Annotated in this window: 22 protein-coding genes and 1 CRISPR repeat array; of the genes, 15 read left to right on the top strand and 7 right to left on the bottom strand. The window is 35.0% G+C overall.

Annotation, left to right across the window (positions count from 1 at the left end; all coding sequences use genetic code 11):
* Nucleotides 1-130: 130 nt before the first annotated feature.
* The 4 genes from A2530_RS00520 (at nt 131) to A2530_RS00505 (ending at nt 1,588) form a co-directional block, all read left to right on the top strand.
* On the top strand, nt 131-427 hold the full coding sequence (locus A2530_RS00520; protein WP_294883894.1) for a nucleotidyltransferase domain-containing protein: 297 nt from the start codon (nt 131-133) through the stop codon (nt 425-427).
* Nucleotides 420-779 carry a DUF86 domain-containing protein gene (locus A2530_RS00515; protein ID WP_294883892.1) on the top strand — a complete coding sequence of 120 codons (360 nt, stop codon included), beginning with the start codon at nt 420-422 and terminating at the stop codon, nt 777-779. The genes A2530_RS00520 and A2530_RS00515 overlap by 8 nt, the downstream gene beginning before the upstream one ends.
* A gap of 89 nt (nt 780-868) precedes the next feature.
* Nucleotides 869-1,084, top strand: coding sequence for a hypothetical protein (locus A2530_RS00510; RefSeq protein WP_294883891.1), 216 nt, complete (start codon nt 869-871; stop codon nt 1,082-1,084).
* A 66-nt stretch (nt 1,085-1,150) separates the two neighbouring features.
* Nucleotides 1,151-1,588, top strand: a complete 438-nt coding sequence (locus A2530_RS00505; RefSeq protein ID WP_294883889.1) for a hemerythrin domain-containing protein — start codon at nt 1,151-1,153, stop codon at nt 1,586-1,588.
* A 4-nt stretch (nt 1,589-1,592) separates the two neighbouring features.
* On the opposite strand, the gene argF is transcribed toward A2530_RS00505, so the two are convergent.
* Nucleotides 1,593-2,513 (bottom strand): ornithine carbamoyltransferase, encoded by a 921-nt coding sequence (argF, locus tag A2530_RS00500; RefSeq protein WP_294883888.1) that lies wholly within the window; start codon nt 2,511-2,513, stop codon nt 1,593-1,595.
* A gap of 54 nt (nt 2,514-2,567) precedes the next feature.
* Complete coding sequence (hemB, locus tag A2530_RS00495; protein WP_294883887.1) at nt 2,568-3,539, bottom strand: porphobilinogen synthase; 972 nt, start codon at nt 3,537-3,539, stop codon at nt 2,568-2,570.
* A 71-nt stretch (nt 3,540-3,610) separates the two neighbouring features.
* Here hemB and ribA point away from each other — a divergent pair, with 71 nt between their 5' ends.
* The 6 genes from ribA to A2530_RS00465 all read left to right on the top strand — a co-directional run bounded on the left by ribA (nt 3,611) and on the right by A2530_RS00465 (nt 8,913).
* Nucleotides 3,611-4,174: a GTP cyclohydrolase II gene (gene ribA / locus A2530_RS00490; protein ID WP_294883885.1), complete on the top strand. Its 564-nt coding sequence runs from the start codon at nt 3,611-3,613 to the stop codon at nt 4,172-4,174.
* Between the two features lie 14 nt (nt 4,175-4,188).
* The gene (gene rsmG / locus A2530_RS00485; protein WP_294883884.1) at nt 4,189-4,770 is read left to right on the top strand and encodes a 16S rRNA (guanine(527)-N(7))-methyltransferase RsmG; all 582 of its coding nucleotides are present in this window, start codon (nt 4,189-4,191) and stop codon (nt 4,768-4,770) included.
* Nucleotides 4,767-4,982 carry a PP0621 family protein gene (locus A2530_RS00480; RefSeq protein WP_294883883.1) on the top strand — a complete coding sequence of 72 codons (216 nt, stop codon included), beginning with the start codon at nt 4,767-4,769 and terminating at the stop codon, nt 4,980-4,982. The genes rsmG and A2530_RS00480 overlap by 4 nt, the downstream gene beginning before the upstream one ends.
* The gene (locus A2530_RS00475; RefSeq protein ID WP_294883882.1) at nt 4,979-5,371 is read left to right on the top strand and encodes a hypothetical protein; all 393 of its coding nucleotides are present in this window, start codon (nt 4,979-4,981) and stop codon (nt 5,369-5,371) included. The genes A2530_RS00480 and A2530_RS00475 overlap by 4 nt, the downstream gene beginning before the upstream one ends.
* Nucleotides 5,372-5,430: 59 nt before the next feature.
* A complete protein-coding gene (locus tag A2530_RS00470) occupies nt 5,431-7,395 on the top strand; it encodes an EAL domain-containing protein (protein WP_294883881.1) in 1,965 nt (654 codons plus the stop codon).
* Nucleotides 7,396-7,470: 75 nt separating this feature from the next.
* The gene (locus tag A2530_RS00465) at nt 7,471-8,913 is read left to right on the top strand and encodes a methyl-accepting chemotaxis protein (protein ID WP_294883880.1); all 1,443 of its coding nucleotides are present in this window, start codon (nt 7,471-7,473) and stop codon (nt 8,911-8,913) included.
* Between the two features lie 4 nt (nt 8,914-8,917).
* On the opposite strand, the gene A2530_RS00460 is transcribed toward A2530_RS00465, so the two are convergent.
* Nucleotides 8,918-9,940 carry an alanine racemase gene (locus A2530_RS00460; RefSeq protein ID WP_294883879.1) on the bottom strand — a complete coding sequence of 341 codons (1,023 nt, stop codon included), beginning with the start codon at nt 9,938-9,940 and terminating at the stop codon, nt 8,918-8,920.
* A 16-nt stretch (nt 9,941-9,956) separates the two neighbouring features.
* On the opposite strand from A2530_RS00460, the gene A2530_RS00455 reads away from it, so the two are divergent.
* Together A2530_RS00455 and A2530_RS00450 are read left to right on the top strand one after the other, a co-directional pair.
* A complete protein-coding gene (locus tag A2530_RS00455) occupies nt 9,957-10,955 on the top strand; it encodes an agmatine deiminase family protein (RefSeq protein ID WP_294883878.1) in 999 nt (332 codons plus the stop codon).
* Between the two features lie 204 nt (nt 10,956-11,159).
* Nucleotides 11,160-13,160 carry a TonB-dependent receptor gene (locus tag A2530_RS00450; RefSeq protein ID WP_294883876.1) on the top strand — a complete coding sequence of 667 codons (2,001 nt, stop codon included), beginning with the start codon at nt 11,160-11,162 and terminating at the stop codon, nt 13,158-13,160.
* 102 nt (nt 13,161-13,262) lie between these two features.
* Here A2530_RS00450 and A2530_RS00445 read toward each other — a convergent pair whose 3' ends face one another.
* The 4 genes from A2530_RS00445 to A2530_RS00430 are packed head-to-tail and all read right to left on the bottom strand — an operon-like array spanning nt 13,263 to nt 17,038.
* Nucleotides 13,263-14,654: a DUF1007 family protein gene (locus tag A2530_RS00445; RefSeq protein ID WP_294883875.1), complete on the bottom strand. Its 1,392-nt coding sequence runs from the start codon at nt 14,652-14,654 to the stop codon at nt 13,263-13,265.
* Nucleotides 14,651-15,451, bottom strand: coding sequence for a metal ABC transporter permease (locus A2530_RS00440; RefSeq protein WP_294883873.1), 801 nt, complete (start codon nt 15,449-15,451; stop codon nt 14,651-14,653). Before A2530_RS00440 ends, A2530_RS00445 begins: the two co-directional genes overlap by 4 nt.
* Nucleotides 15,445-16,197 (bottom strand): ABC transporter ATP-binding protein, encoded by a 753-nt coding sequence (locus tag A2530_RS00435; RefSeq protein WP_294883872.1) that lies wholly within the window; start codon nt 16,195-16,197, stop codon nt 15,445-15,447. The genes A2530_RS00440 and A2530_RS00435 overlap by 7 nt, the downstream gene beginning before the upstream one ends.
* A complete protein-coding gene (locus A2530_RS00430) occupies nt 16,184-17,038 on the bottom strand; it encodes a zinc ABC transporter substrate-binding protein (RefSeq protein ID WP_294883871.1) in 855 nt (284 codons plus the stop codon). The genes A2530_RS00435 and A2530_RS00430 overlap by 14 nt, the downstream gene beginning before the upstream one ends.
* Nucleotides 17,039-17,141: 103 nt before the next feature.
* On the opposite strand from A2530_RS00430, the gene A2530_RS00425 reads away from it, so the two are divergent.
* The 3 genes from A2530_RS00425 to A2530_RS00415 all read left to right on the top strand — a co-directional run bounded on the left by A2530_RS00425 (nt 17,142) and on the right by A2530_RS00415 (nt 18,038).
* Nucleotides 17,142-17,513 carry a Fur family transcriptional regulator gene (locus tag A2530_RS00425; protein ID WP_294883869.1) on the top strand — a complete coding sequence of 124 codons (372 nt, stop codon included), beginning with the start codon at nt 17,142-17,144 and terminating at the stop codon, nt 17,511-17,513.
* 83 nt (nt 17,514-17,596) lie between these two features.
* On the top strand, nt 17,597-17,806 hold the full coding sequence (locus A2530_RS00420) for a hypothetical protein (protein ID WP_294883867.1): 210 nt from the start codon (nt 17,597-17,599) through the stop codon (nt 17,804-17,806).
* Nucleotides 17,807-17,861: 55 nt separating this feature from the next.
* On the top strand, nt 17,862-18,038 hold the full coding sequence (locus A2530_RS00415) for a hypothetical protein (RefSeq protein ID WP_294883865.1): 177 nt from the start codon (nt 17,862-17,864) through the stop codon (nt 18,036-18,038).
* Between the two features lie 295 nt (nt 18,039-18,333).
* Nucleotides 18,334-22,041: direct repeats of the CRISPR family, unit length 30 nt; unit sequence GTTTCAATACATTACATGTATCGGTTCAAG.
* Between the last annotated feature and the right edge of the window lie 16 nt (nt 22,042-22,057).

Here is a 22,057-nt window from a genome sequence, read left to right as displayed (position 1 = left end):
AATTTATGAAAACTTAAAGAGAAGATATGACAATAAAAGAAGCAATATTAAAAAGCCTTGAAGATTTAAATATCTTTGAAAATTTTATAGAGCTGACTGAGCAAATTGATGAAGATGAGGAGATATAACAATGAATAAACAAAATATATTAAACTATTTAAAATCAAATCAAGAATATTATCATAATCAATTCGGAATACAATTTATCGGTCTGTTCGGTTCCTTTGCCAGAGATGAAGCAAATGATAATAGTGATATAGACATTTTATATAAAATTGAAAAAGATAAAAAATTATCAATGTTTAAATATCTTAAATTAACGAAACAACTTGAAGATTTTTTTCATAAAAAAATTGATTTGGTCAGAGATGAGACATTAAAACCACAAATAAAAAGCTATATTCAAAAGGATATCAGCTATGTTTAAAAGCAATAGAGATTATAAGCTTTATATTGAAGACATAAAAAATGAATGCAAAAATATTAAAAAGTTTGTTGAAAATGTTACCTATGAAGAGTTTACAGAAAATCTTGAAAAGGTTTATGCCGTTGCAAAAGCTTTTGAAAATATCGGAGAAGCAGTAAAAAATATTCCAAAAGAACTTACAGATGAATACCCTGAAATTCCATGGAGTGAAATAGCTAAAATGAGAGATGTTTTAACTCATCACTATTTTGGAGTAGATGACAAGGTTTTATGGGATACTTTGGGAGAGGATTTTGATGAATTTGAAAAAGCTATCAATGATATGATAAATAAACTGGATAAAAAGTCTTAGCACTGAATAGATAAATCTATAAGTGAAGTCAGTCGCTATATTTCATTCTTTACAATGAAAGTATAATTTTATACATAAAATGAGGTTGCATGAAATTTGAATATGATGAAAACAAAAACCAAATCCATAAAGAAAAACATGGTATTGATTTCGTAGATACAGAAAAAAATATGAAAAAGATAACAGCCAAAGAGTTTGATAAAAAGTTTGATAACGGTGAAGACATTAATGAGCATTTAAATTTCTCATCTGCAATAAGACTTAAAGATGTAAAAAAACTAAAAACTTACAAAAAGCAGTATTGACTCCCATCAATCGCCAAAAACCCTAAAAAAGCTATCATTCGCTAAAACTTAATCAGGATAGCTTACATGTCAAATATAAAAGAGTTCTTGACAAACGACCACAGAGAGTGCGACGAAACGTTTGCCCAGATGGAAGATGCCGTTGCAAACAACAATGATGAAGTACTTTTAAAGTTTGAGAAGTTTTACGATGATTTGAACAATCATTTCAGTATGGAAGAGATAGTGCTGTTTCAGGCGTTGGCTCAAGTAAGCGATATAAAAAATAATCCCGCAAAACTTATGGAGATGGAGCATGAGCAGATGAGAGAGCTTTTATCTAAAATGAGAAACGCTCTTGAACAAAAGGACAAAGACAGATTTTTCTCGGCTTCCGAGACACTGATGATACTTATGCAGCAGCACAATATGAAAGAGGAGCAGATACTCTACACTTTGGCACAGCAGCACCTAGAAGATGATGCCGAGCATCTCATATCAAGAATGAGAAGCGTAGTCTATTAACAGACTATCTTTGTCTATCCAGCCAGACCATAAGTCCTTTTTGGGCATGAAGTCTATTTTCTGCTTCATTAAAAACTATTTCAGAGTGTTTTTCAAAAACTTCTTCGCTTACTTCCAAGCCTCTATAAGCAGGAAGGCAGTGAAGAAAATGAGCATCTTTTGCCGCCAACGACATCATTTTATCATCAACCATAAAACCTTTAAATATTTTTATGCGCTGCTCTTTTTCTTCTTCTTGCCCCATAGACGTCCAAGTGTCTGTTGTTACAACAGTCGCACCTTTTACCGCTTCCATCGGGTCGTTCATAGTTTTTATAATCGCACCGCTATCTTTGGCAATATGTAGCGCTTGACTTAAAATATCAGGATTTACTTCATACCCTTTTGGAGTAGCAATTCTTAGCTCAAACCCTAGTTTTGCGGCAAGCATGAGCCAAGAGTGAGTCATATTGTTTCCGTCACCCACATAAGCGGCAACAATATTTTTATCAACTCCATACTCAACCAAAGTCATATAATCCGCCAAAAGCTGTACTGGATGATACGAATCCGTCAGCCCGTTTATAACAGGTACTTTTGAGTAGCGTGCAAACTCTTCTACCATAGAGTGCTCAAAAGTTCTTATCATGACCATGTCGCACATACTTGAAATGACGCGAGCAGTATCTTTTACAGGCTCTCCGCGACCCAAATGAATATCTCTGTTTGATAAAAATAGAGCATGACCGCCAAGCTGAAACATTCCTACTTCAAAACTGACTCTTGTTCTTGTAGAGCTTTTTTCAAATATCATTCCAAGAGTCTGATTTTCTAACTCTTTTTTATATACTTTTGATGCAAGATTTTTTTTAATATCAAGCCCGATATCGATTATCTCTAAAATCTCTTCTTTAGTAAAGTCTTTTAGTGTTAAAAAATGTCTCAAAGTATTCCCCAAATTTTTAAATAAGCCGTAAGTTTATAGTAATTTCCTTTAAAATTACTTTTGTAACATCTTTGCAACTTCTTTTGCATGATAAGAGATGATTATATCAGCACCCGCTCTTTTAAAACTAACCATAGTTTCCATAACTACTCTATTATAATCGATTAAGTTGTTCATCCCTGCAAATTTTAGCATCGCATACTCGCCGCTTACGTTATAAACAGCCATAGGAAGAGAAGTATTGTCTTTTATATCTCTTATTATATCAAGGTAAGCAAGAGCAGGTTTTACCATCAGTATATCCGCACCCTGAAGCTCATCGGATTTACTCTCGGCTATTGCCTCTCTTCTGTTTGCAGGGTCCATTTGGTAAGTTGCGCGGTCGCCGAAACTAGGTGTTGACTCTGCAACGTCGCGAAACGGTCCGTAATAGCCTGAAGCAAATTTTGTCGAATAGCTCATAATCGGAAGATTTACATACCCTGCGCTATCAAGAGCTTCTCTTAACGTTTGTATAATTCCGTCCATCATACCCGAAGGTGCTATCATATCGGCACCTGCTTTTGCATGTACGATAGCTTGTTGTGCGGATATTTTTAGCGTTGCATCGTTGTTTACGGTTTCTAATTTTTCATCGATAATACCGCAGTGTCCGTGATCGGTATATTCGCAAAAACATAGATCCGTAACAACAAACATATCGGGATGAGCCTCTTTTACGGCGCGAATAGCTTTTGCGATTATCCCATGTTCACACAAAGAGTCTGAACCGATGGAATCTTTTACATCAGGGATTCCAAAAAGTATAATTGCGTAAAGCCCCAGTTTTTTAAGCTCTTCGCACTCTTTTAAAACTTCATCGATACTCATCTGAAAAACACCCGGCATTGAAGCCACTTCTGTTTTAATACCTTCTCCAGAACGGACAAAAAGCGGGTAAATAAAATCATTTACACTTACACTTGTCTCTCTTACAAGTGTGCGAAGATGACTATTTAGACGAGTTCTACGAAATCTTTGAAACATTATTAAACCTTTTTAGCTATAATTTTGAAAAAATATTTTACCGTTTTAAAGTTAAAATTAGGGTACGTTAATTGAACATAAAAATTTCAGAAATAGCAAATTTGCCGTCAAGATTCGGTGATTTTAAAGTAAAAGCTTTCAAAGAGGGAAACAAAGAGCATCTTGTGATTTTCAAAGAAAAACTAGATGAAATCCCCATTGTAAGAGTTCACTCGGAGTGTTTGACGGGAGATGCTATAGGCAGTCTAAAGTGCGATTGCAGAGATCAGCTAGAACACGCACTTACGCTGGCTTCTAAAACTAACGGTATGGTTATCTATCTAAGACAAGAGGGGCGAAATATCGGTCTTTTAAATAAGATAAACGCTTATGCCCTGCAAGATAAAGGCTTAAATACGATAGAAGCGAACCATCAGCTAGGGTTTGCGGCGGATGAGCGAACCTATGAGATGGTAACGTTTATACTTCATCATTTTAACATACATAAAATAAAGCTTCTTACAAACAATCCAAAAAAGATAGACTCGCTTAGCGACATAGAGATTGTCGAGAGAATTCCTATCATTATGAAATCAAACCCGCATAATGAAGCCTATTTGAATGTAAAAAAAGATGAAATGGGACATCTGCTTTAATATAAAGGATATCGGTGAATTTAAAAACCGCATTTACTCAGCATAATATAGATTTGCCTGATAATTTTTTTGAAAATATCGCAAAGTATAAAGAGCATCTATTTAAATGGAATAAAATCCACAACCTCACAGGTGCAAAAGATGAAAAAACTATTGATGAATTTATATACGATGCCGCTTTTCCTATCAGCTTTTTGCCAAAGTGCGAAAAACTTTTAGACATAGGAACGGGGGCAGGATTTCCCGGTCTTATTCTTGCGATGGGTCTTCCTGATGTAAAAGTTACTCTTGTCGAACCGCTACAAAAACGAGCAAGTTTTTTGCAGTTTATAAAAGCGGATTTGGGGCTTAAAAATGTCACTGTTGTTAAAAAACGCGTTGAAGAGATGGATAGCGAAATTTTTGATATCGTCACATCAAGAGCAGTAACAGATACAGATATGCTTCTTGAGCTAAGTAAAAACTTTCGCGATGAGAACTCAAAACTTCTTTTTTATAAAGGAGAAAGAGTTTACGATGAAGTTCCTTCTAATATAAAACATAGAATAATACAGGCTAAAAACAGGCACTATTTACTTATCGGAGAAAATATATGATATTAAAACTACTACTTGTTATCGGTGTTATTGCTGTTGTTTATTTTATATTTATAAAGAAAAAACCATCGGACAAAATCTCTAAAAATGAAGAACAAAGCAGTGAAATGGTTGAATGCGCTACATGTAAAGTTTACTGCGAATTAGACGATGCTATACTAAGCGGAAGTAAATACTACTGCTCAAAAGAGTGTCTAGAGAAAGTAAAATGATATTTTTTGGACACAGATTTTTAAAAAGTAAAAATTTCTACCACATATCAAGCATTGACTCTATAGTTCACACGCCGCCCTCTTCTACCTTATATATAGAATTTTGCGAAAATAATTTAGACATAATAAATCATGCCGTTTTAAACTCTATACAAACAGCTCTACATGTAAAAAACATAACCGAAATTTTATACGCTTCATCACTCGGCGCATCTTTTATAATCGTAGAAAAAGAGCTTGCAAAAACTGCTCAAAACATTGCCGAAACTTATCTTTTTGATGCAAAAATATTAATCCGTATAGAAGAAGAGGATGAGATTGAAGAGTTGGCTCTTTTAGGAGTTGACGGTGTGATTTTCTCAAATGCCGTCATAAAAATAAGTTCTTAGTAACAATTGAGAGATTTTTAGTTACAATTGGCTAAATAAACTTTAAAGCAGTTAGTTACATGTACAAATTAAACAGCAAGATATTGAAGTTGATACCTGTCATTTTTTTACTTGTTGCAACTATTAAAGTAACATATACATATTTTGAGATAAAAAATAGAGAAGCCGATTTTGCTAAAAAAGAGGCTGAAGTTTTAAATAGTTACGCTATTGAAAACAGAGTCTATTATCAAAAACTTTTTTTAGACGGCACGTTAAATATAAGTGAGAAAACGCTCTCCGCACTTCCTGCTTTTAGTTCACATATAATTTCAGACAATTTTTCAAAAAACAATCCGCTAAATATTACCGTAAGAACAGTATCCGACCGTGCAAGAAACAGTAAAAATCAAGCAAATGCCGATGAGATGAAAGCTATAGAGTTTTTTAAAAAGAACTTAGAAGAGGAGAGATATTTTAGTGATGAAAATAGCAAATTGTATCAATTTGGAAGTGTTCTGAGAGTAGAACCGATATGTCTCAAATGTCATGGCGATAAAAATGATGCTCCATCTTTTATACAAAGCAGATACAACGAAGCCTATGGTTATAAACTAGGCGAAGTTCGTGGAATAATCAGCATACAAATTCCGACAAAAAATTTAAATAGCTACTTTTTTAAAAACTTCATCAAATCTATATTTTATGATTTGTTTATTTTTCTTCTGCTCTTTCTTGGAGTTTCATATCTCACAAGAGAGTCTAAAGCATTAAACATCTCTCTTGAAGAGAAGATAAAAGCAAAAACAAAAGAGTTAAAAGATTCGTTTTTTTACGAGAGATTGACAGGTCTGCCAAACAGATTGAAACTTATAGATGATATCGAACAAAATAAAAACTCCAAATTTTCTCACTTGGCACTTATTAATATAGACTCTTTTAAAGATATAAACGACCTTTACGGTTACGAAGTTGGGGATGAGCTTTTGATAGAGATATCAAAACAGGTAGAAGAATTTTGCAGTGGCGGAAACTATGTTTATAAATTTCCAAATGATGAATTTGCAATTTTTACAACCTCAGAAATATCTGAAGATACATTTTACAAAACTATCAAAAATCTTATCGACAAGATTAGCGAAGCTAAGTTTGAGATAGCAAATCAATCTATCTTTGTATCATTTAGCTGCGGTATAGCTTCAAACAAAATACCTCTTTTAATCAAAGCAAACTCTGCTTTGCAAATTGCTAAAAAACACTCAAAAAATATTGTTGTTTATCACAGTTCGTTTGATGCAAAAGAGAAAATTACAAAAAACATCGACGCTCTGCTACTTCTAAAAGATGCTATTTTACATGACTGGATAACGCCATATTATCAACCTATTTACAATACTAGAACAAAAAAAATAGAGAAGTACGAATCACTTGCAAGAATAGTTACTGACGATGGAAGAGTAATAGCTCCTTTTGCTTTTTTGGATATTTCCGTAAAATCTAAACTCTATCCTGAAATAACAAGAGCTATGATTAGAAAATCGTTTGAATTTTTCAAAGATAAAAATTTTGAATTTTCAATTAACATTTCAATCGCTGATATACAAAACCCTGATACTGTAAAGTTTATAGCAAATAAACTTCAAGAGTTTAACCAGTCCCAAAGAGTGGTTTTTGAGATTTTAGAAGGCGATAAAATAGAAAACTACGAAGAGATTAAAAGCTTTATAAAAGATGTAAAAAAATACGGTTGTAAAATAGCCATAGATGATTTTGGAAGCGGTTATTCGAATTTTTCGCATATTTTAGAATTAAATGTTGATTTTCTAAAAATCGATTCATCTTTAGTCAAGTTTGTCACTACGGATGAAAACTCAAGAGTAGTTGTAAAAACAATTATCAATTTTGCTTCAAATTTAGGGCTAAGGACAATTGCCGAATATGTTGAAGACAAAGATGCCTTAGATTTACTGGAAAAAATGGGAGTTGATTTTGTTCAAGGTTATTATATAGGCAGACCAGAAAAAGAGCTTGTAAATTACCAATAAAATAAAGTTAATTGATTGACTTTATGATTTCCTTATTGTATTATCACAATACAATTTTATTTTAAGGGATACTTTATGAATACTTCTACCCTACAAAATGTTGCTCTCTCAAACTTATTGCAAATTATACTTTTTGTTGTAGGCTTTTTTATAGAAATTTTTCTATTTGGTTCTTCATTTATTGTTATCGCTATGATAGCCGTTCATATAGGACTTGCGTTGTATCTGCGTTCACAATTAATGATTGTAAAACAATCTATCGAAGAGGTTACCGTTACGATAACCAAAGCATCCGCAGGAGATATGGACGGTCTCGCTCCTGTTATCGGTCTAGGTGAAATTAAAAAACTAGGAGAAGAGTTCAACTCTCTACTTTTTCAAGCAAGATACTACATGCAAGAGACTACGAAAGCCATTGATGAGGCGGCAGATATAAACACTTCTTACTATGCTAAAACGGACAATTTAAATCCTACTTTAACATCAGCAGCCGAGGCTATAAACAGATCGGTTAAAGACATTGAGAGAGGCTATAAACTTCAGATTCGCGGTAACTTTACTCAAAAACTTCATGACTTAGGCGGTGGAATTGCTCACAGCTTGAAAGTTATTCAAGACAACCTGCTTAGCAACTCTAAAGAGATAGATACTATCTCAAATTTATCACAAAGTACAGCAACTGAAGCTAGCAACAGTATAAATTCTATGAATGATGTTATGAACCAATTTCATGAACTTATAGAAAAAATAGATATGACTCATCAAAGTATAGGCGGATTAACAGAACGCTCAAATGAGATTTCCGTTATAGCAGACCTTATAAAAGATATTGCAGAACAGACAAATCTTTTAGCACTAAATGCAGCTATTGAAGCGGCTCGTGCGGGAGAGCACGGACGCGGATTTGCCGTTGTTGCGGATGAAGTACGTAAACTTGCAGAGAGAACTCAAAAAGCTACACAAGAGATATCTATAACTATATCTTCTCTTCAACAAGAGACACAAGAGATAGAGGGCAGTTCTCAAGATATGTCAAATATTGCTCAAGACGCATCTCAAACAATCAACGTATTTGCAAATACGCTTGAAAATTTTCATACAAATGCCAAAAACTCTGCCGATTATGCGGCTTACATACGAGATTCACTATTTATGGTACTTGTTAAAATTGACCATATTCTCTTTAAATCAAATGCTTATGCTTCCGTTGTCGGGGAAAAAAGCGTATCTGCTTTTTCAGACCACAAAAGCTGCCGTCTCGGCAAGTGGTATCTTGGTACCGGCAAAGATACTTACGGTCATACGAATAACTATAAATTTATCGATGAACCGCACTCAAAAGTACATGACAATGCTCTAAAAAATATAAAATATGTTGAAAATTCGACTGCTATGGATCCAAAAAATGAGAAAGATATTATTCAAAATTTTGAGGCTATGGAAGAGGAGAGTTCAAAACTCTTCAAGGTTCTTGACAGCATAGTCGAAGAGCTTGACCCTACAAAGAAAAAAAGATAGAGAGTTAAACTATCTCTCTATTCAAATCTGCCTTTAGAGACGTTAGCACTTCATAGCTTATTGTTTTGGCGTATGAAGCAGCCTCTCTTGCATCATTAAAAACTAAGATTTCATCTTTGTCGCTTACAAAAGAGCTGTTGTCCATAGAGATTCTGCCTGATAACTCTATACCGTGCGGGGTTTTATAACCGTTTGCACAAGCTCTTAAAAAACCGTCTCCGTAACCAAAATTGTAATTACTTATAACGCAAACGCACTCCTCTTTAGCTTCAAAGTCGCCGCCATACCCTACTCTATGACCTTGCTTAACTTCTCTTGAGGAAATTCTATTTGCCCATAGAGATAAAACAGGTTTGAACTTTTCTACATGTAGTGCATTTGGAAGTTTCATACAACCATAAGCCGCAATTCCTACTCTTGCCATATCTTCATCAAAATTAGTCCATCTAAAAAGCGCCGCAGAATTTGAGGAGTGAAATCTAAGTTCGCTAAAACCAAACTCTTTTGCAAGTACGCGTGATTTTTCTTTTACTTTTTTAAAATTTTCCCTCTGCCAAAACCACTCGCTTGTAAATTCGTCTGCGCTTCTATGATGAGTAAAAACGGCCTCTAGCAAAAGCTCTGCCTCTTTTATTTTTAAAAATGCCGCTTCAAGCTCATCCATAGCTATACCGTTACGGTGCATTCCCGTATCTACTTTCAGCTCTACTTTTGTACCTTTTGGGAACTCTTTAATGCTTTTTATATCATTTATCGTATATCTGATTTTTTCATTTTCACATGTAGTGTTATCCGCCAAAACTAAAATATACTCAAAAAAGCTCTCTACTTTTTGTGCCTCTTTACATGTACGCACAACCGCTTTTTTCACGCCGTACTCTTTTGCCAAAGTTGCCATCTCCAAAAGACCGTGTCCGTATGCATTATCTTTTAAAACTAGTGCGATTTTATCTACGCTTTTGGTACGATTTGCAATAATGTCGAGATTATTAAAAAAATTATTTTTATTTAAAGTTATATAAGCCATGGGGGAATTATACCAGATGAAAAGATTGATTGCAGAGTTTGAGGAACAAAGTTTTACCCAAATTATTTTCCCTCATGAAAAGAGTGATTGGGTTGATTATTTGGATGAAGCACAGGATACTTTTGTAAATATTATCAATGCAATTATCAAATACCAGAAGTGTCTTGTAGTTTGTGACAATGTAGAAAAAGTAAAAAGCAGATTTAGCAAAAATGAAAATCTTTACTTTGTAGAGTATGAGACAAACGACACTTGGGCGAGGGATTGTTCTGTTCTTTGTATTGAAGATGAAAAAAATATCAAACTGCTTGATTTTATATTTACGGGCTGGGGTGGAAAATTTGAAGCTTCAAAAGACAATGCCATGAGTAATGCCATCAAAAAATGCTATGACAAAGAGCTTTTACATGTAGATTTGATTTTAGAAGGCGGAGGAGTTGAGAGTAACGGTGTTGATACGATTTTAACAACTTCGGAGTGTATGCTGAACAAAAACAGAAATGCCTCTCTTGATAAAGAGCAAATGACGAAAAAGCTTCAAGACGAGTTTGGAATGAGCAAAATCTTATACCTAAATCACGGCTATCTTGCGGGCGATGATACTGATTCACATGTAGATACTCTGGCTAGATTTATAGATGAAAAAAGTATCATGTACGTAAAATGCGACGATGAAAAAGATGAACACTTTCATGAACTTAAACTTATGGAAGAGGAGCTTGAAGCTCTATCAAGGGAGCATGATTTTAAACTTATCGCTCTTCCTATGAGCAGTGCATGTTACTTTGAAGATGAGAGACTTCCTGCAACTTATGCCAACTTTTTATTTGTAAACGGCGCGGTTTTAGTTCCTACTTACGGAGTTAAAGAGGATGAAGAAGCACTAGAGATTTTTAGAAAAACTTTTCCCTCAAGAGATATAGTCGGCATAAACTGCTTTAGTCTGATAAAACAGCACGGTTCACTTCACTGCGTTACTATGAACTTTGCCGCTGGAGTTAACATCACTGTTTGATGATTGCTCCTCTTGGTTTAAAATAGCAAACCCGCTATACATCAAATAAGCCGAGAGGCTTAAACCAAAAATTATCAAAACTATTTTTTTTATTTTCTCTATTTTACTCATACCGAAATTTTATCATAATTATTTTTTCTTAACACTATTGTAACACTAAGCTTATATAATTTTTTAATTTTAAAAATTAAGGATAGTTATAAGATGTATAGAAAAATTATTCCATTATCATTAGCTGTTGTAACGGTTATACAAGCAAATGAGATTGAGCTGCCAAAGATAAACGTTCAGTCAACTAAAATAACAGAAGTTAGTCAAAATGCCCAAATTTCTGCAGATTTGGCACAAGCGTTAAGCTCAAGCGTTCCTAGCATAGATATGAATCGCAGAAGCGGGATTGCAAACGACATCTATATCCGCGGACAAAAAAGAGACAACATTTCCGTAGAAGTTGACGGAACAAAAGTTTGCGGCGCATGTCCAAACAGAATGGATCCGCCTGTTTCTCACATCTTGGCAAACCAAATCGATGAAGTAGAAGTAATCGAAGGTCCTTACGATGTTGAAACATTTGGGACAATGAGCGGCGGACTAAAAATCACAACTAAAAAACCTACAGAAGATGTACACGGTGAAGCAAATTTCGGCGTGGGAAGCTGGGGTTATAAAAAAATCGGCGCAACACTAAGTGGCGGAACAGACACTGTTCGCGCACTAGTAAGTGCGTCTCGTGAATCAAGCGGACAGTATAAAGACGGCGACGGCAACACAATCGCAGACCAAATCGACAACTACGCACTTATAAATCCATCGGCGGCAGGAACTAAATTTAAATCAGAGTTCCATGATATGGATGCTTATACTAAAAGAAGCATTATGTCTAAAATATATATTGATGTTGCAGACAATCAAGAGCTTCGCCTAAGCTATACGGGTAACAGAAGCGATGATGTACTTTACGGAAACTCTAAAATGGACGCTCTGTATGACGATTCTAATATATACAGCGTAGAGTATGATATTAAAGATATTAACGATGTTTATAAAAATATAAACTTGCAATACTACCACTCTGACGTTGACCATCCTATGGCTACGACATACAGAATGTCTTCAAACATGGCATCGATGAACAACACTAGTCATCTAACGACAAGCATGGACGGGGTTAAACTAAAAAACAGTTTTGATTTAGATAGCTATAAACTTTTAGTAGGACTTGATGCAAGCCAGAGAAATTGGGACGGAAACTATTACAATACTACAACTAAAATTCCTCTTGCTCAATCAAAAAGCATTAATGATTCTACGACTAAAAATGCGGCAATATTTACAAAACTAGAAAAAACTTTCGGTTCATTTGATGTAACTGCGGGTGCTAGATATGACTCGACGGATATAGAAAACGGCGGCGCATTGGCGTCAAACAGCTACAGTGCCTTAAATGCAAATATCGTAACTTCATACAATATCGATAATAGTTCAAGAGCATTTTTAGGTTTTGGACAAGCTTCGCGCGTTCCTGATGCAAGAGAGCTATATTTTTACAGTTCAAACGGCACTCTTTTGGGTACGACTAATTTAGAGCAAACAAAAAACAGAGAAATCGACTTAGGGTATGAGACAAGCAATGATACGATGAAGTTTAAAGTCAAAACATTTTACTCAATCTTAAAAGATTATATCTATCTTAAAAAAGATGTTGCAGTTAATGCATTTCAAAATATTGATGCTAAAGTTTACGGAGCAGAATTAAGCGCTTCTTACTACGCAAGCGATGATATTATCGTTGATGCAGGGTTATCTTATAAAGTTGGTAAAAAAGATGAGGCTCTTGCTGGACAAACAGATAGAGATTTGGCAGATATGGCACCTCTTAGAGCAAACGTAGCATTAAACTACGAGTATGCAAACAAAAGCGTAGCTACATTTGAGATGCAAGCTTCCGATAACTGGAACAATATAGACTCGGATAACGGCGAGCAAGAACTCGGCGGATGGGCAATTTTCAACCTAAAAGCAAAACATGCAGTTAACAAAAACGTTGACTTTACTCTGGGCGTAAACAATATGTTTGACCAAACTTATGCTATGAACAACAGCTATGTTGACTTAACCCTTATCACCGTCGGCGGTGCATCTGATGTTATGCTTATGAACGAACCGGGAAGATATATCTACACGAACCTTACGGTAAAATTCTAACACTCCACACACCTTTTATTTCTACATGTACTTTACATGTGGAGATAAACCATAGAGAATTATTCACGCCAATTCAAATTTAAAGTGCAACACTTATAAAATTTACGCAAATAGCAGAAGGATACCAAGCAAAAGTATAAGTGTAAGACTTGCATATTCCAAATACTTTTTGAGGCGCGAGGAACTTTGCGCTGTTTTTCTGCGGATTGCTACGCTTAAGAGAGCCGAGAAAAAGATGATAGTACTCATACCAAGACTCATAACAAGTGCAGATAAAAATCCGGCGTAGTAGAGACCCAAAGAGAGTGAAAAGATAAAAATAGTAACAGTTCCCGGACACGGAATAATCCCCGCAGAGATGATAAGTGCCATGTCCGTCGTATTTTTATCTACTTTGCATGAAGGGCATACGCATGTCTGTACATGAGGAGTGGAACTGAATTTGTAAGCGGATACTTTTTTGCTCTGTTTATATGCTTGAAATTTTTTAGAGATAAGATATAAAGCTATGGCAATGATGATAAGCGCTGAGATTTTTGTGGTATAAAAAACGGCGTTGTCCATAAACTGTGCTAAAAAAGTATCTACTATAAAGTATATGAATAGTGTAAGCAAAAAAGCGGAAAATGTATGCACGATACCGATTGCTAAAGATATAAAGAGCGCTTTTGAGTAGGATTTGTCGTTTGATAAAAAGTAGCTTGCCACGATTGTTTTGCCATGTCCCGGACCAAGCGCATGAATAAGACCGTAAGTATAGGCAAAAAAGAGCAGTGCAATGTAGGTAAGGGGATTTTTTTCATCTTTTATAGAGGTAAAAAGAGATTTTATCTTTGAGATACTCTCTTGTAGTATATTTTCTTCAAAAGATGTCTCTTTTATCTCTGTTTTCTCTTTGGAAATGGGCTTCTCTTTTGGCTGAATTGACTCTTCTTCTTTTAAAGGAGTATGGCTAAAAAGCAGGGAAGCGCTGAAGAGATAGAGGTTTTTTGTATGGTAAAGCCCGCTTTTTGCAATACTTAGTTTTGTTACCACAAAACCAAAGTAGGATTCATCATCTTCAAATACAAAAGAGAGCATTGCTTTGTCGTCAATATCCAGATTGATAGTTGTATCATAGAAAAATACAAGACGCTTATTTTGCATCACTAGAGTAAAGTTTTGATATTTTGGAGTAATCTCAATGGCATCTTGATTATGTTTGGCATATTTTATCTGTGTGAGCATTTTTTTTGGCAGAAGATAATCAAGTTTTGCTTTTAAAATCACTTCAAGCTCATCTTTATCTAGTAAAGTATTTTTATTTTTATCATACTGCGTCACTATTTCGCTTGTGTACAAATCGGAAAATCCCCACTCCATGCGGATATTAGTCACTTTTTTATTTTCGGCTGTTATATCGATTTTTACCTCTGCCATCGGAATCATAAGCTGACATGTAGCACATCCAAAGAGATATGAAGTAAAAAAAAGAAGAAGGAAAAGTTTTTTCATCTCAATTTTGCAAAAAGCATAAAAAGCATAAGTGATAACGCCGATACCAAGATAATAGAAGCGCCAGAAGTTATGTTAAAGCTATAAGAGAACCAAAGACCTATGAGTGTAAAAACAGAGGCAATAACACCTGAGATAAGCATCATGCTATAGAGTGATGATGAAAGCTTTTGAGCGATATATACAGGAATACTTAAGAGTGCGATTACTAAGATAAGTCCTACAACTTTTATGGCTATCACAACGGTCAAAGCGGAGAGAACAAGAATCAGTGTATAGAAGAACTTTACATTTATGCCGCTGAGTGCCGCATACTCGCTATCGTAAGAGACGGCTAAAATATCGCGGTACCAAAATGTAATGACAAAAAGTATTACGACAAAAAGTAACCCCATAAAGTATAAATCATCTCTGTTTACTGCTAAAATAGAACCAAAGAGATAACTTAATAAATCGACATTGTATCCCGGCGTCAAATCCACAAGGATAATCCCTATTGCCATCCCTACCGCCCAGGTAAGACCTATAAAAACATCAATATTTTCTCTTTGATTGATAGTGATAAATGCCATAAAAAGGGCTGCCGCAACGGCGAAAAGGGATGTGCCTAAAAAAATCGGTATGCCCGTAAATATAGCTATGCCGATACCGCCGTATGCCGCATGAGCAATGCCTCCGGCTAAAAAAACCATTCTGTTTGCAACAATTAAAGAGCCTATAATTCCGGAGATAAGACTAACAAGTACTCCTGCAATAAGAGCGTTTTGCATAAATTCATAAGAGAGGGCTTCTAACATTTGCATTTTCCTAACATTTGAAGAAGTTCAACTTCGCAGATATGCTCACTCTTTGTTTCGATGTTTTTTATAGAACCTAAGTCATGAAACGAGAGTTTTTTGTTTATGTGAGCGACTTTTGAAGCGTACTCCAAAAGAATGGAGATGTCATGGCTGATAACAATCACGGTTATCTCTTTGTTAAGCTCTTTTAAAAGTTCATATATCTGTTTTTGCCCGTCTGTATCTATGCTTGAAGTCGGCTCATCGAGCAGCAGAATTTTCGGGTCTATATAGAGTGCTCTTGCTATCATCACTCTTTGACGTTGACCGCCTGAGAGCAAGCCTATCTTAGTGTTTGCAAACTCCTGTATGCCAACCTTTTCTAAAAGTTGCATAGCATAATGCACTTCCTCTTTTTTATATCCAAAAAGAGAGTTTCTGCGGGAGTTTTTTCCCATCATAACGACCTCTACGGCTTTGATGGGAAAATTAAGATTTATATTTGTGTTTTGCGGAACGTAGCCGATTTGCGAGATGCTTTTGCTAATCGATTTGTCTAAAATAGCGATGCTTCCTTTTTGTAAGGGGTTGATGCCGAGTATTAGTTTGACAAGCGTACTTTTACCGCCCCCGTTTGGGCCTATAAGAACCATGAAATCTTTTTCAAATATCTCAAGGTTTATATCTTCTAGGACTAAATCTTTATCGTAGGCAAAAGAGAGGTTTTTTACCTCGATAACGGCTCTTGTTTTATTTTTGTGCAATGGATTTTGCCAGTTCTATTAGATTTTGTGACCACTCAGGATTAAGCGGAGAGACTTTTTTTACCTCTATGCCGACCTCTTTTGCGATGATTTTAGCACTTTTGTCTGAAAATTCGGGTTGTGTAAAGATTACTCTTACACTCTCCTCTTTCGCTTCGTTTATGATGTGAATCATCTCTTTTGGTTTAGGCTCTTTACCGCCCACTTCAACTGCAATCTGCGTGAGATTGTACTCTTTTGCAAAGTAACCCCATGAAGGATGAAAGACCATAAATTTGCTTTTTGGACTCAGACCTTTTAGTATCTCTTTTATCTTTGCATCCGTACCCTTTATCTCTTGAAGAAATAAATCCAGATTTGTTTTATAGGCAGTTTTGTTTTTTGGGTCAAGTTCTGCAAGGGTTTTATAGATAGTCTCTGCCATAATCTCTACATTTTTCGGAGAGGTCCATATATGAGGATCCGCTCCTTCATGTTTATGTTCATGTTCTCCCGCATGGTTGTGAGTCTCCTCTTCTGTCTCAAGCTTTGTAACATTTTGACCAATATCTACAAAGTGTAATTTCTCATTTTGTGATTTGAACTTTGGCAGCCATACGCCCTCAAACTCAACGCCGATGCTAAAGTATATATCTGCTTTTGAAATTGCTATCATTTGTGAAGATTTCGGTTCATAAGAGTGCGGAGAATTTCCAGGTTCAACCATCAGCGTCAAATCGACCATATCTTTTGCAATCTTTTGTACGAATGTTTTTTGCGGAAGGATGCTTACTATAACGGCAGGTTTGGCAAAAGCCGCAGAACTAAATAGTAGAAGTAGTAAAAATAGTCTTTTTTTCACATGAAATCCTTTAAAGGCGGTATTTTACTTTTAGCGTACTTAATTGCAACTTAGTCGCATAAATCTAAGATTTTGTAAAGAGAGAAAATGTTATCATTGCGTCATGCAAATAAAAAATATCATTGAAGAAAAAAATCTTAAATTGACGGCTGCAAGAAAAGAGCTTTTAGAAATATTTAACCTTAAGAAGAGACCTCTCTCTTTTGAAGATATAAAAGATAAAATCAACATGGATAAGGCTACATTTTATAGGAATGTATTGATGTTTGAGAAAGAATCCATAGTAAGAGGTTTTGAATCCAATGATAAAAAAAGATACTATGAAATCCAAAGTTCTGCACACTCTCACTTTATATGTAATGTATGCAACAACATAGAGTGTTTGGATGAAGTCCGTTCTAAAAAATTAAACGGATATACCATCGTCGATACGATTTATAAAGGCATCTGCAAACTCTGCAATAAAGAGTCATGAAAAAGCAAACATTTAAGCTTGAATGACAGAATTACATCATAAAAAATACGGTAGTTGGCGTTGAGGACAACTTTTTTAGCTAGATGGCGGAAATCCAGAGTGACTGTGTATATCTTGCTCTGAGTACGATATTTGTGGATGCAAAGCCTGACTTGCTTATCAGCGAAATAAACCGCATCAAATATGGGCGAAGATATTACCTTTTAGAAACTGTGGCAGGAACGAGGGAAATAGTTTTACTTCGTGGAATCTCATATTTTAATACATTACATGTATGGGTTCAAGGAATATAGAGTTTTTTATATTGATTTCGTTACAATATTTTATATATTTAAAAAAGGCTTTATTATGAACTTTGAACTTATCTTATTTTTAGCGGGTTGTTTTGCAGGTTTTTCTTCAATAGTGTATTTTCTTTTTATTCGCAATGCAAGACCATTGACAAAAGAAGAAATGAAAACTAGAAAAACAGCAAATAAAGAGTTTATGACTACTACGGATAAAATCGTTCTCGAAATACTCTAAAAACAAATGAAATACTACACACCACTTTTTATATTATTTGTATTTTGTGGTTGCAGTTCGCATCTTGCACAACCAAACCATTACAGCAATTTTAACAGTGGTTACGGTTCTCAAAACAACTCTGGTAATACTCTCCGATATCAAATTCCGCAACTTTAGCTATTAACGGCTTTAACAGACGGCAAACGATATTAAGCAAAGAACAAAAAAATATTTTTTGGGAATTACATAAGCGATACTCTAATAAAAACATAATACTACTTGTAAAAGTGAATATAGGGGAACTGGTAACTAAGTTTCAATACATTACATGTATCGGTTCAAGAATGAAACATTAAACACTCTCTTTAAAAAAAGATTGTTTCAATACATTACATGTATCGGTTCAAGGTTGTACTAATTGATATTTCGGTCTTGTGTTTACCGGTTTCAATACATTACATGTATCGGTTCAAGATAGTACCTAATTTAGATGAAATACTTTTAGTAAAGTTTCAATACATTACATGTATCGGTTCAAGAACAATCCCCTGCATATCAAGCCAAAGTTAGAGCGGGGTTTCAATACATTACATGTATCGGTTCAAGATAATGATTATGCGTTCCTCGCTAAAGAGTGTTTCTGGTTTCAATACATTACATGTATCGGTTCAAGATGGAAACAAGACTTTTAACGCAAATATAACATGGTTTCAATACATTACATGTATCGGTTCAAGCTATGTCAAATGCCATAAGTATGGTTTTGTTTCCTAGTTTCAATACATTACATGTATCGGTTCAAGCTATCGGATGAGCTTGTAGAAATTGCACCTTATGTGTTTCAATACATTACATGTATCGGTTCAAGTATGTCAAGAGCATAGCCATATCCATCTTTTTTAACTGTTTCAATACATTACATGTATCGGTTCGAGACAAAAAGATGCAGCGGTTCTTTACAATGCAACTATGTTTCAATACATTACATGTATCGGTTCGAGTAAAGAGATGGAACGAATAGATGACCTTATCAACGGGTTTCAATACATTACATGTATCGGTTCGAGTATTTGCGATTTCTCAAAAAACTAGAAGTAGTTTGTTTCAATACATTACATGTATCGGTTCGAGAAGCTTGTGTTATTTGTTGCTTTGAAAAATCATATGTTTCAATACATTACATGTATCGGTTCAAGATTACATTTTTAACTTTTGAATAATCATCATCAGCGGTTTCAATACATTACATGTATCGGTTCAAGTTTGATAGACCCACTGAGGAACTAGAGAGCGAGAAGGTTTCAATACATTACATGTATCGGTTCAAGCAATTCAAGCATTTACTAACGTAGGCGGTCGCAGAGTTTCAATACATTACATGTATCGGTTCAAGAACTCTTTAAACGCTGCTATTTGTTCTGTGTTAGGGTTTCAATACATTACATGTATCGGTTCAAGCTTGGTGGCTCTCGTATCATAGACACTTATTTCAGTTTCAATACATTACATGTATCGGTTCAAGTTTGTCCTTTTATTTATCTCTATGATGTTCTGCACTGGTTTCAATACATTACATGTATCGGTTCAAGGCATACAAGAGGATGAGTATATGCTTGTAACTTGGTTTCAATACATTACATGTATCGGTTCAAGTTTACTTCCTCTTGTTCTTGCTGACGAACCCCCTCGTTTCAATACATTACATGTATCGGTTCAAGAATAGTAATAACCAGCAACTTAGGTCTGTTGTCGAGTTTCAATACATTACATGTATCGGTTCAAGATAGAACTGTTTGTATGTATATAGTTACCGTAGTTGTCAGTTTCAATACATTACATGTATCGGTTCAAGAGTGCTGCTAAGTGTAGTGCTATCATTACTATATGGTTTCAATACATTACATGTATCGGTTCAAGAACACGTCCTCTACATAGAGTTTACCACCACCCAGGTTTCAATACATTACATGTATCGGTTCAAGTTGTTATAGCTTTTTGTTAAATCTCTAAGAGAATAGTTTCAATACATTACATGTATCGGTTCAAGTTTAAGGTCTTCACATTCATCTATAATTCTTTTACAAGTTTCAATACATTACATGTATCGGTTCAAGTAGCGAATGTCACTGCAAAACTCGTAGGGAACCTGTTTCAATACATTACATGTATCGGTTCAAGATTCCCATCCACATCTGTAAACACTTTAAATTTTTGGTTTCAATACATTACATGTATCGGTTCAAGCTTCAGCAACTAAGGGCTTTTAATCAACACTTCCGTTTCAATACATTACATGTATCGGTTCAAGTTGACCTTACCCGAAGTTTTGAAGAGGATTTAAAAGTTTCAATACATTACATGTATCGGTTCAAGCTGAAATGAGCTTAAAAGAGGAGTTTGGAGATTATGGTTTCAATACATTACATGTATCGGTTCAAGCTCATACTTTTTGCCTAGTTCTGTGTTTGATTCTGGTTTCAATACATTACATGTATCGGTTCAAGCTATCTTCGGATTACCTTTATCTACAAACTCTCCAAGTTTCAATACATTACATGTATCGGTTCAAGGTATTATGCTGTTGCTGCTGGGCTTGAAATAAAGCAGGTTTCAATACATTACATGTATCGGTTCAAGTCTAATAAGCTAAAATCTAAAGAGCTAAGAGATGATGGTTTCAATACATTACATGTATCGGTTCAAGAACCTTAAGCGTAAAAATCTGCCCAAAAACAGTTTTAGTTTCAATACATTACATGTATCGGTTCAAGAATCGTATCGGAGTATATAAAGATTTTATTCATGCGTTTCAATACATTACATGTATCGGTTCAAGGGCGACTTAACTGAGTATCTTTCTTATCCTACGCGGTTTCAATACATTACATGTATCGGTTCAAGATAGTAGTCAGAGGGGTAACTAATCCCTCTGTTTGTTTCAATACATTACATGTATCGGTTCAAGCAGACCATTAAGGGGGGCAAAGCCCCCGATTAAGGTCGTTTCAATACATTACATGTATCGGTTCAAGAAACTTACCATCATTGATATATTTTGCATATACCTGAGTTTCAATACATTACATGTATCGGTTCAAGAAAGCAATATCATACATTTGCTGGATTGATAAATCTGTTTCAATACATTACATGTATCGGTTCAAGGATGTGATGCAAGTTTTTTTTAGTTTAATTGGAATGTTTCAATACATTACATGTATCGGTTCAAGTGGCTTTGCGGCTTATAGAGGATATAAAGTAATACAGTTTCAATACATTACATGTATCGGTTCAAGTACGCTACTTTTTCCCCCTCTCACAAAATTAACAATGTTTCAATACATTACATGTATCGGTTCAAGGATGAAGAAATTTCAAGAATGGACGTTAACGCAAGTTTCAATACATTACATGTATCGGTTCAAGTTCCTGCTAATGGTTTCCGTGACCCTAATTCTAATTAGTTTCAATACATTACATGTATCGGTTCAAGGCTTTTTTTGTATCTCAAAAGCTCGTTTGAGCTAAGTTTCAATACATTACATGTATCGGTTCAAGGGTCAAAGTTATTTTCATCAGTATGCTTCCTAGCAGTGTTTCAATACATTACATGTATCGGTTCAAGCAATAGCAGCCAGAGGGATAGCCATTAACAACCCCCGTTTCAATACATTACATGTATCGGTTCAAGAAAACCGTGTTTAATTACTTGCATTGTCACTCCTCAGGTTTCAATACATTACATGTATCGGTTCAAGGTTCATTTGTGGCGGGGTCTGTTTATTGGTTTTGTTGTTTCAATACATTACATGTATCGGTTCAAGTTTTTTGGAATAAAAGACACTCTAAAGCCTATAGAGTTTCAATACATTACATGTATCGGTTCAAGAAGATATAAATGTTTCAGACTCTATCAAAGAAGATGGTTTCAATACATTACATGTATCGGTTCAAGAAATATTCAAAAAGATGGGGTGCTTGCTAAATTGTTGTTTCAATACATTACATGTATCGGTTCAAGCAGAGCTGATTTGTCG

Origin of the sequence: Sulfurimonas sp. RIFOXYD2_FULL_34_21 (assembly GCF_001830805.1) — a bacterium.
GTDB lineage: Bacteria > Campylobacterota > Campylobacteria > Campylobacterales > Sulfurimonadaceae > Sulfurimonas.
This window is presented reverse-complemented; position numbering and strand designations above follow the sequence as displayed.

Excerpts from the sequence above, each read along its gene's own strand:
- A2530_RS00520 (WP_294883894.1), top strand. The coding sequence starts at position 131 with ATGAATAAACAAAATATATTAAACTATTTAAAATCAAATCAAGAATAT.
- A2530_RS00515 (WP_294883892.1), top strand. The coding sequence starts at position 420 with ATGTTTAAAAGCAATAGAGATTATAAGCTTTATATTGAAGACATAAAA.
- A2530_RS00510 (WP_294883891.1), top strand. The coding sequence starts at position 869 with ATGAAATTTGAATATGATGAAAACAAAAACCAAATCCATAAAGAAAAA.
- A2530_RS00505 (WP_294883889.1), top strand. The coding sequence starts at position 1,151 with ATGTCAAATATAAAAGAGTTCTTGACAAACGACCACAGAGAGTGCGAC.
- hemB (WP_294883887.1), bottom strand. The coding sequence starts at position 3,539 with ATGTTTCAAAGATTTCGTAGAACTCGTCTAAATAGTCATCTTCGCACA.
- A2530_RS00480 (WP_294883883.1), top strand. The coding sequence starts at position 4,767 with ATGATATTAAAACTACTACTTGTTATCGGTGTTATTGCTGTTGTTTAT.
- A2530_RS00475 (WP_294883882.1), top strand. The coding sequence starts at position 4,979 with ATGATATTTTTTGGACACAGATTTTTAAAAAGTAAAAATTTCTACCAC.
- A2530_RS00470 (WP_294883881.1), top strand. The coding sequence starts at position 5,431 with ATGTACAAATTAAACAGCAAGATATTGAAGTTGATACCTGTCATTTTT.
- A2530_RS00465 (WP_294883880.1), top strand. The coding sequence starts at position 7,471 with ATGAATACTTCTACCCTACAAAATGTTGCTCTCTCAAACTTATTGCAA.
- A2530_RS00460 (WP_294883879.1), bottom strand. The coding sequence starts at position 9,940 with ATGGCTTATATAACTTTAAATAAAAATAATTTTTTTAATAATCTCGAC.
- A2530_RS00455 (WP_294883878.1), top strand. The coding sequence starts at position 9,957 with ATGAAAAGATTGATTGCAGAGTTTGAGGAACAAAGTTTTACCCAAATT.
- A2530_RS00450 (WP_294883876.1), top strand. The coding sequence starts at position 11,160 with ATGTATAGAAAAATTATTCCATTATCATTAGCTGTTGTAACGGTTATA.
- A2530_RS00445 (WP_294883875.1), bottom strand. The coding sequence starts at position 14,654 with ATGAAAAAACTTTTCCTTCTTCTTTTTTTTACTTCATATCTCTTTGGA.
- A2530_RS00440 (WP_294883873.1), bottom strand. The coding sequence starts at position 15,451 with ATGTTAGAAGCCCTCTCTTATGAATTTATGCAAAACGCTCTTATTGCA.
- A2530_RS00425 (WP_294883869.1), top strand. The coding sequence starts at position 17,142 with ATGCAAATAAAAAATATCATTGAAGAAAAAAATCTTAAATTGACGGCT.
- A2530_RS00420 (WP_294883867.1), top strand. The coding sequence starts at position 17,597 with ATGGCGGAAATCCAGAGTGACTGTGTATATCTTGCTCTGAGTACGATA.
- A2530_RS00415 (WP_294883865.1), top strand. The coding sequence starts at position 17,862 with ATGAACTTTGAACTTATCTTATTTTTAGCGGGTTGTTTTGCAGGTTTT.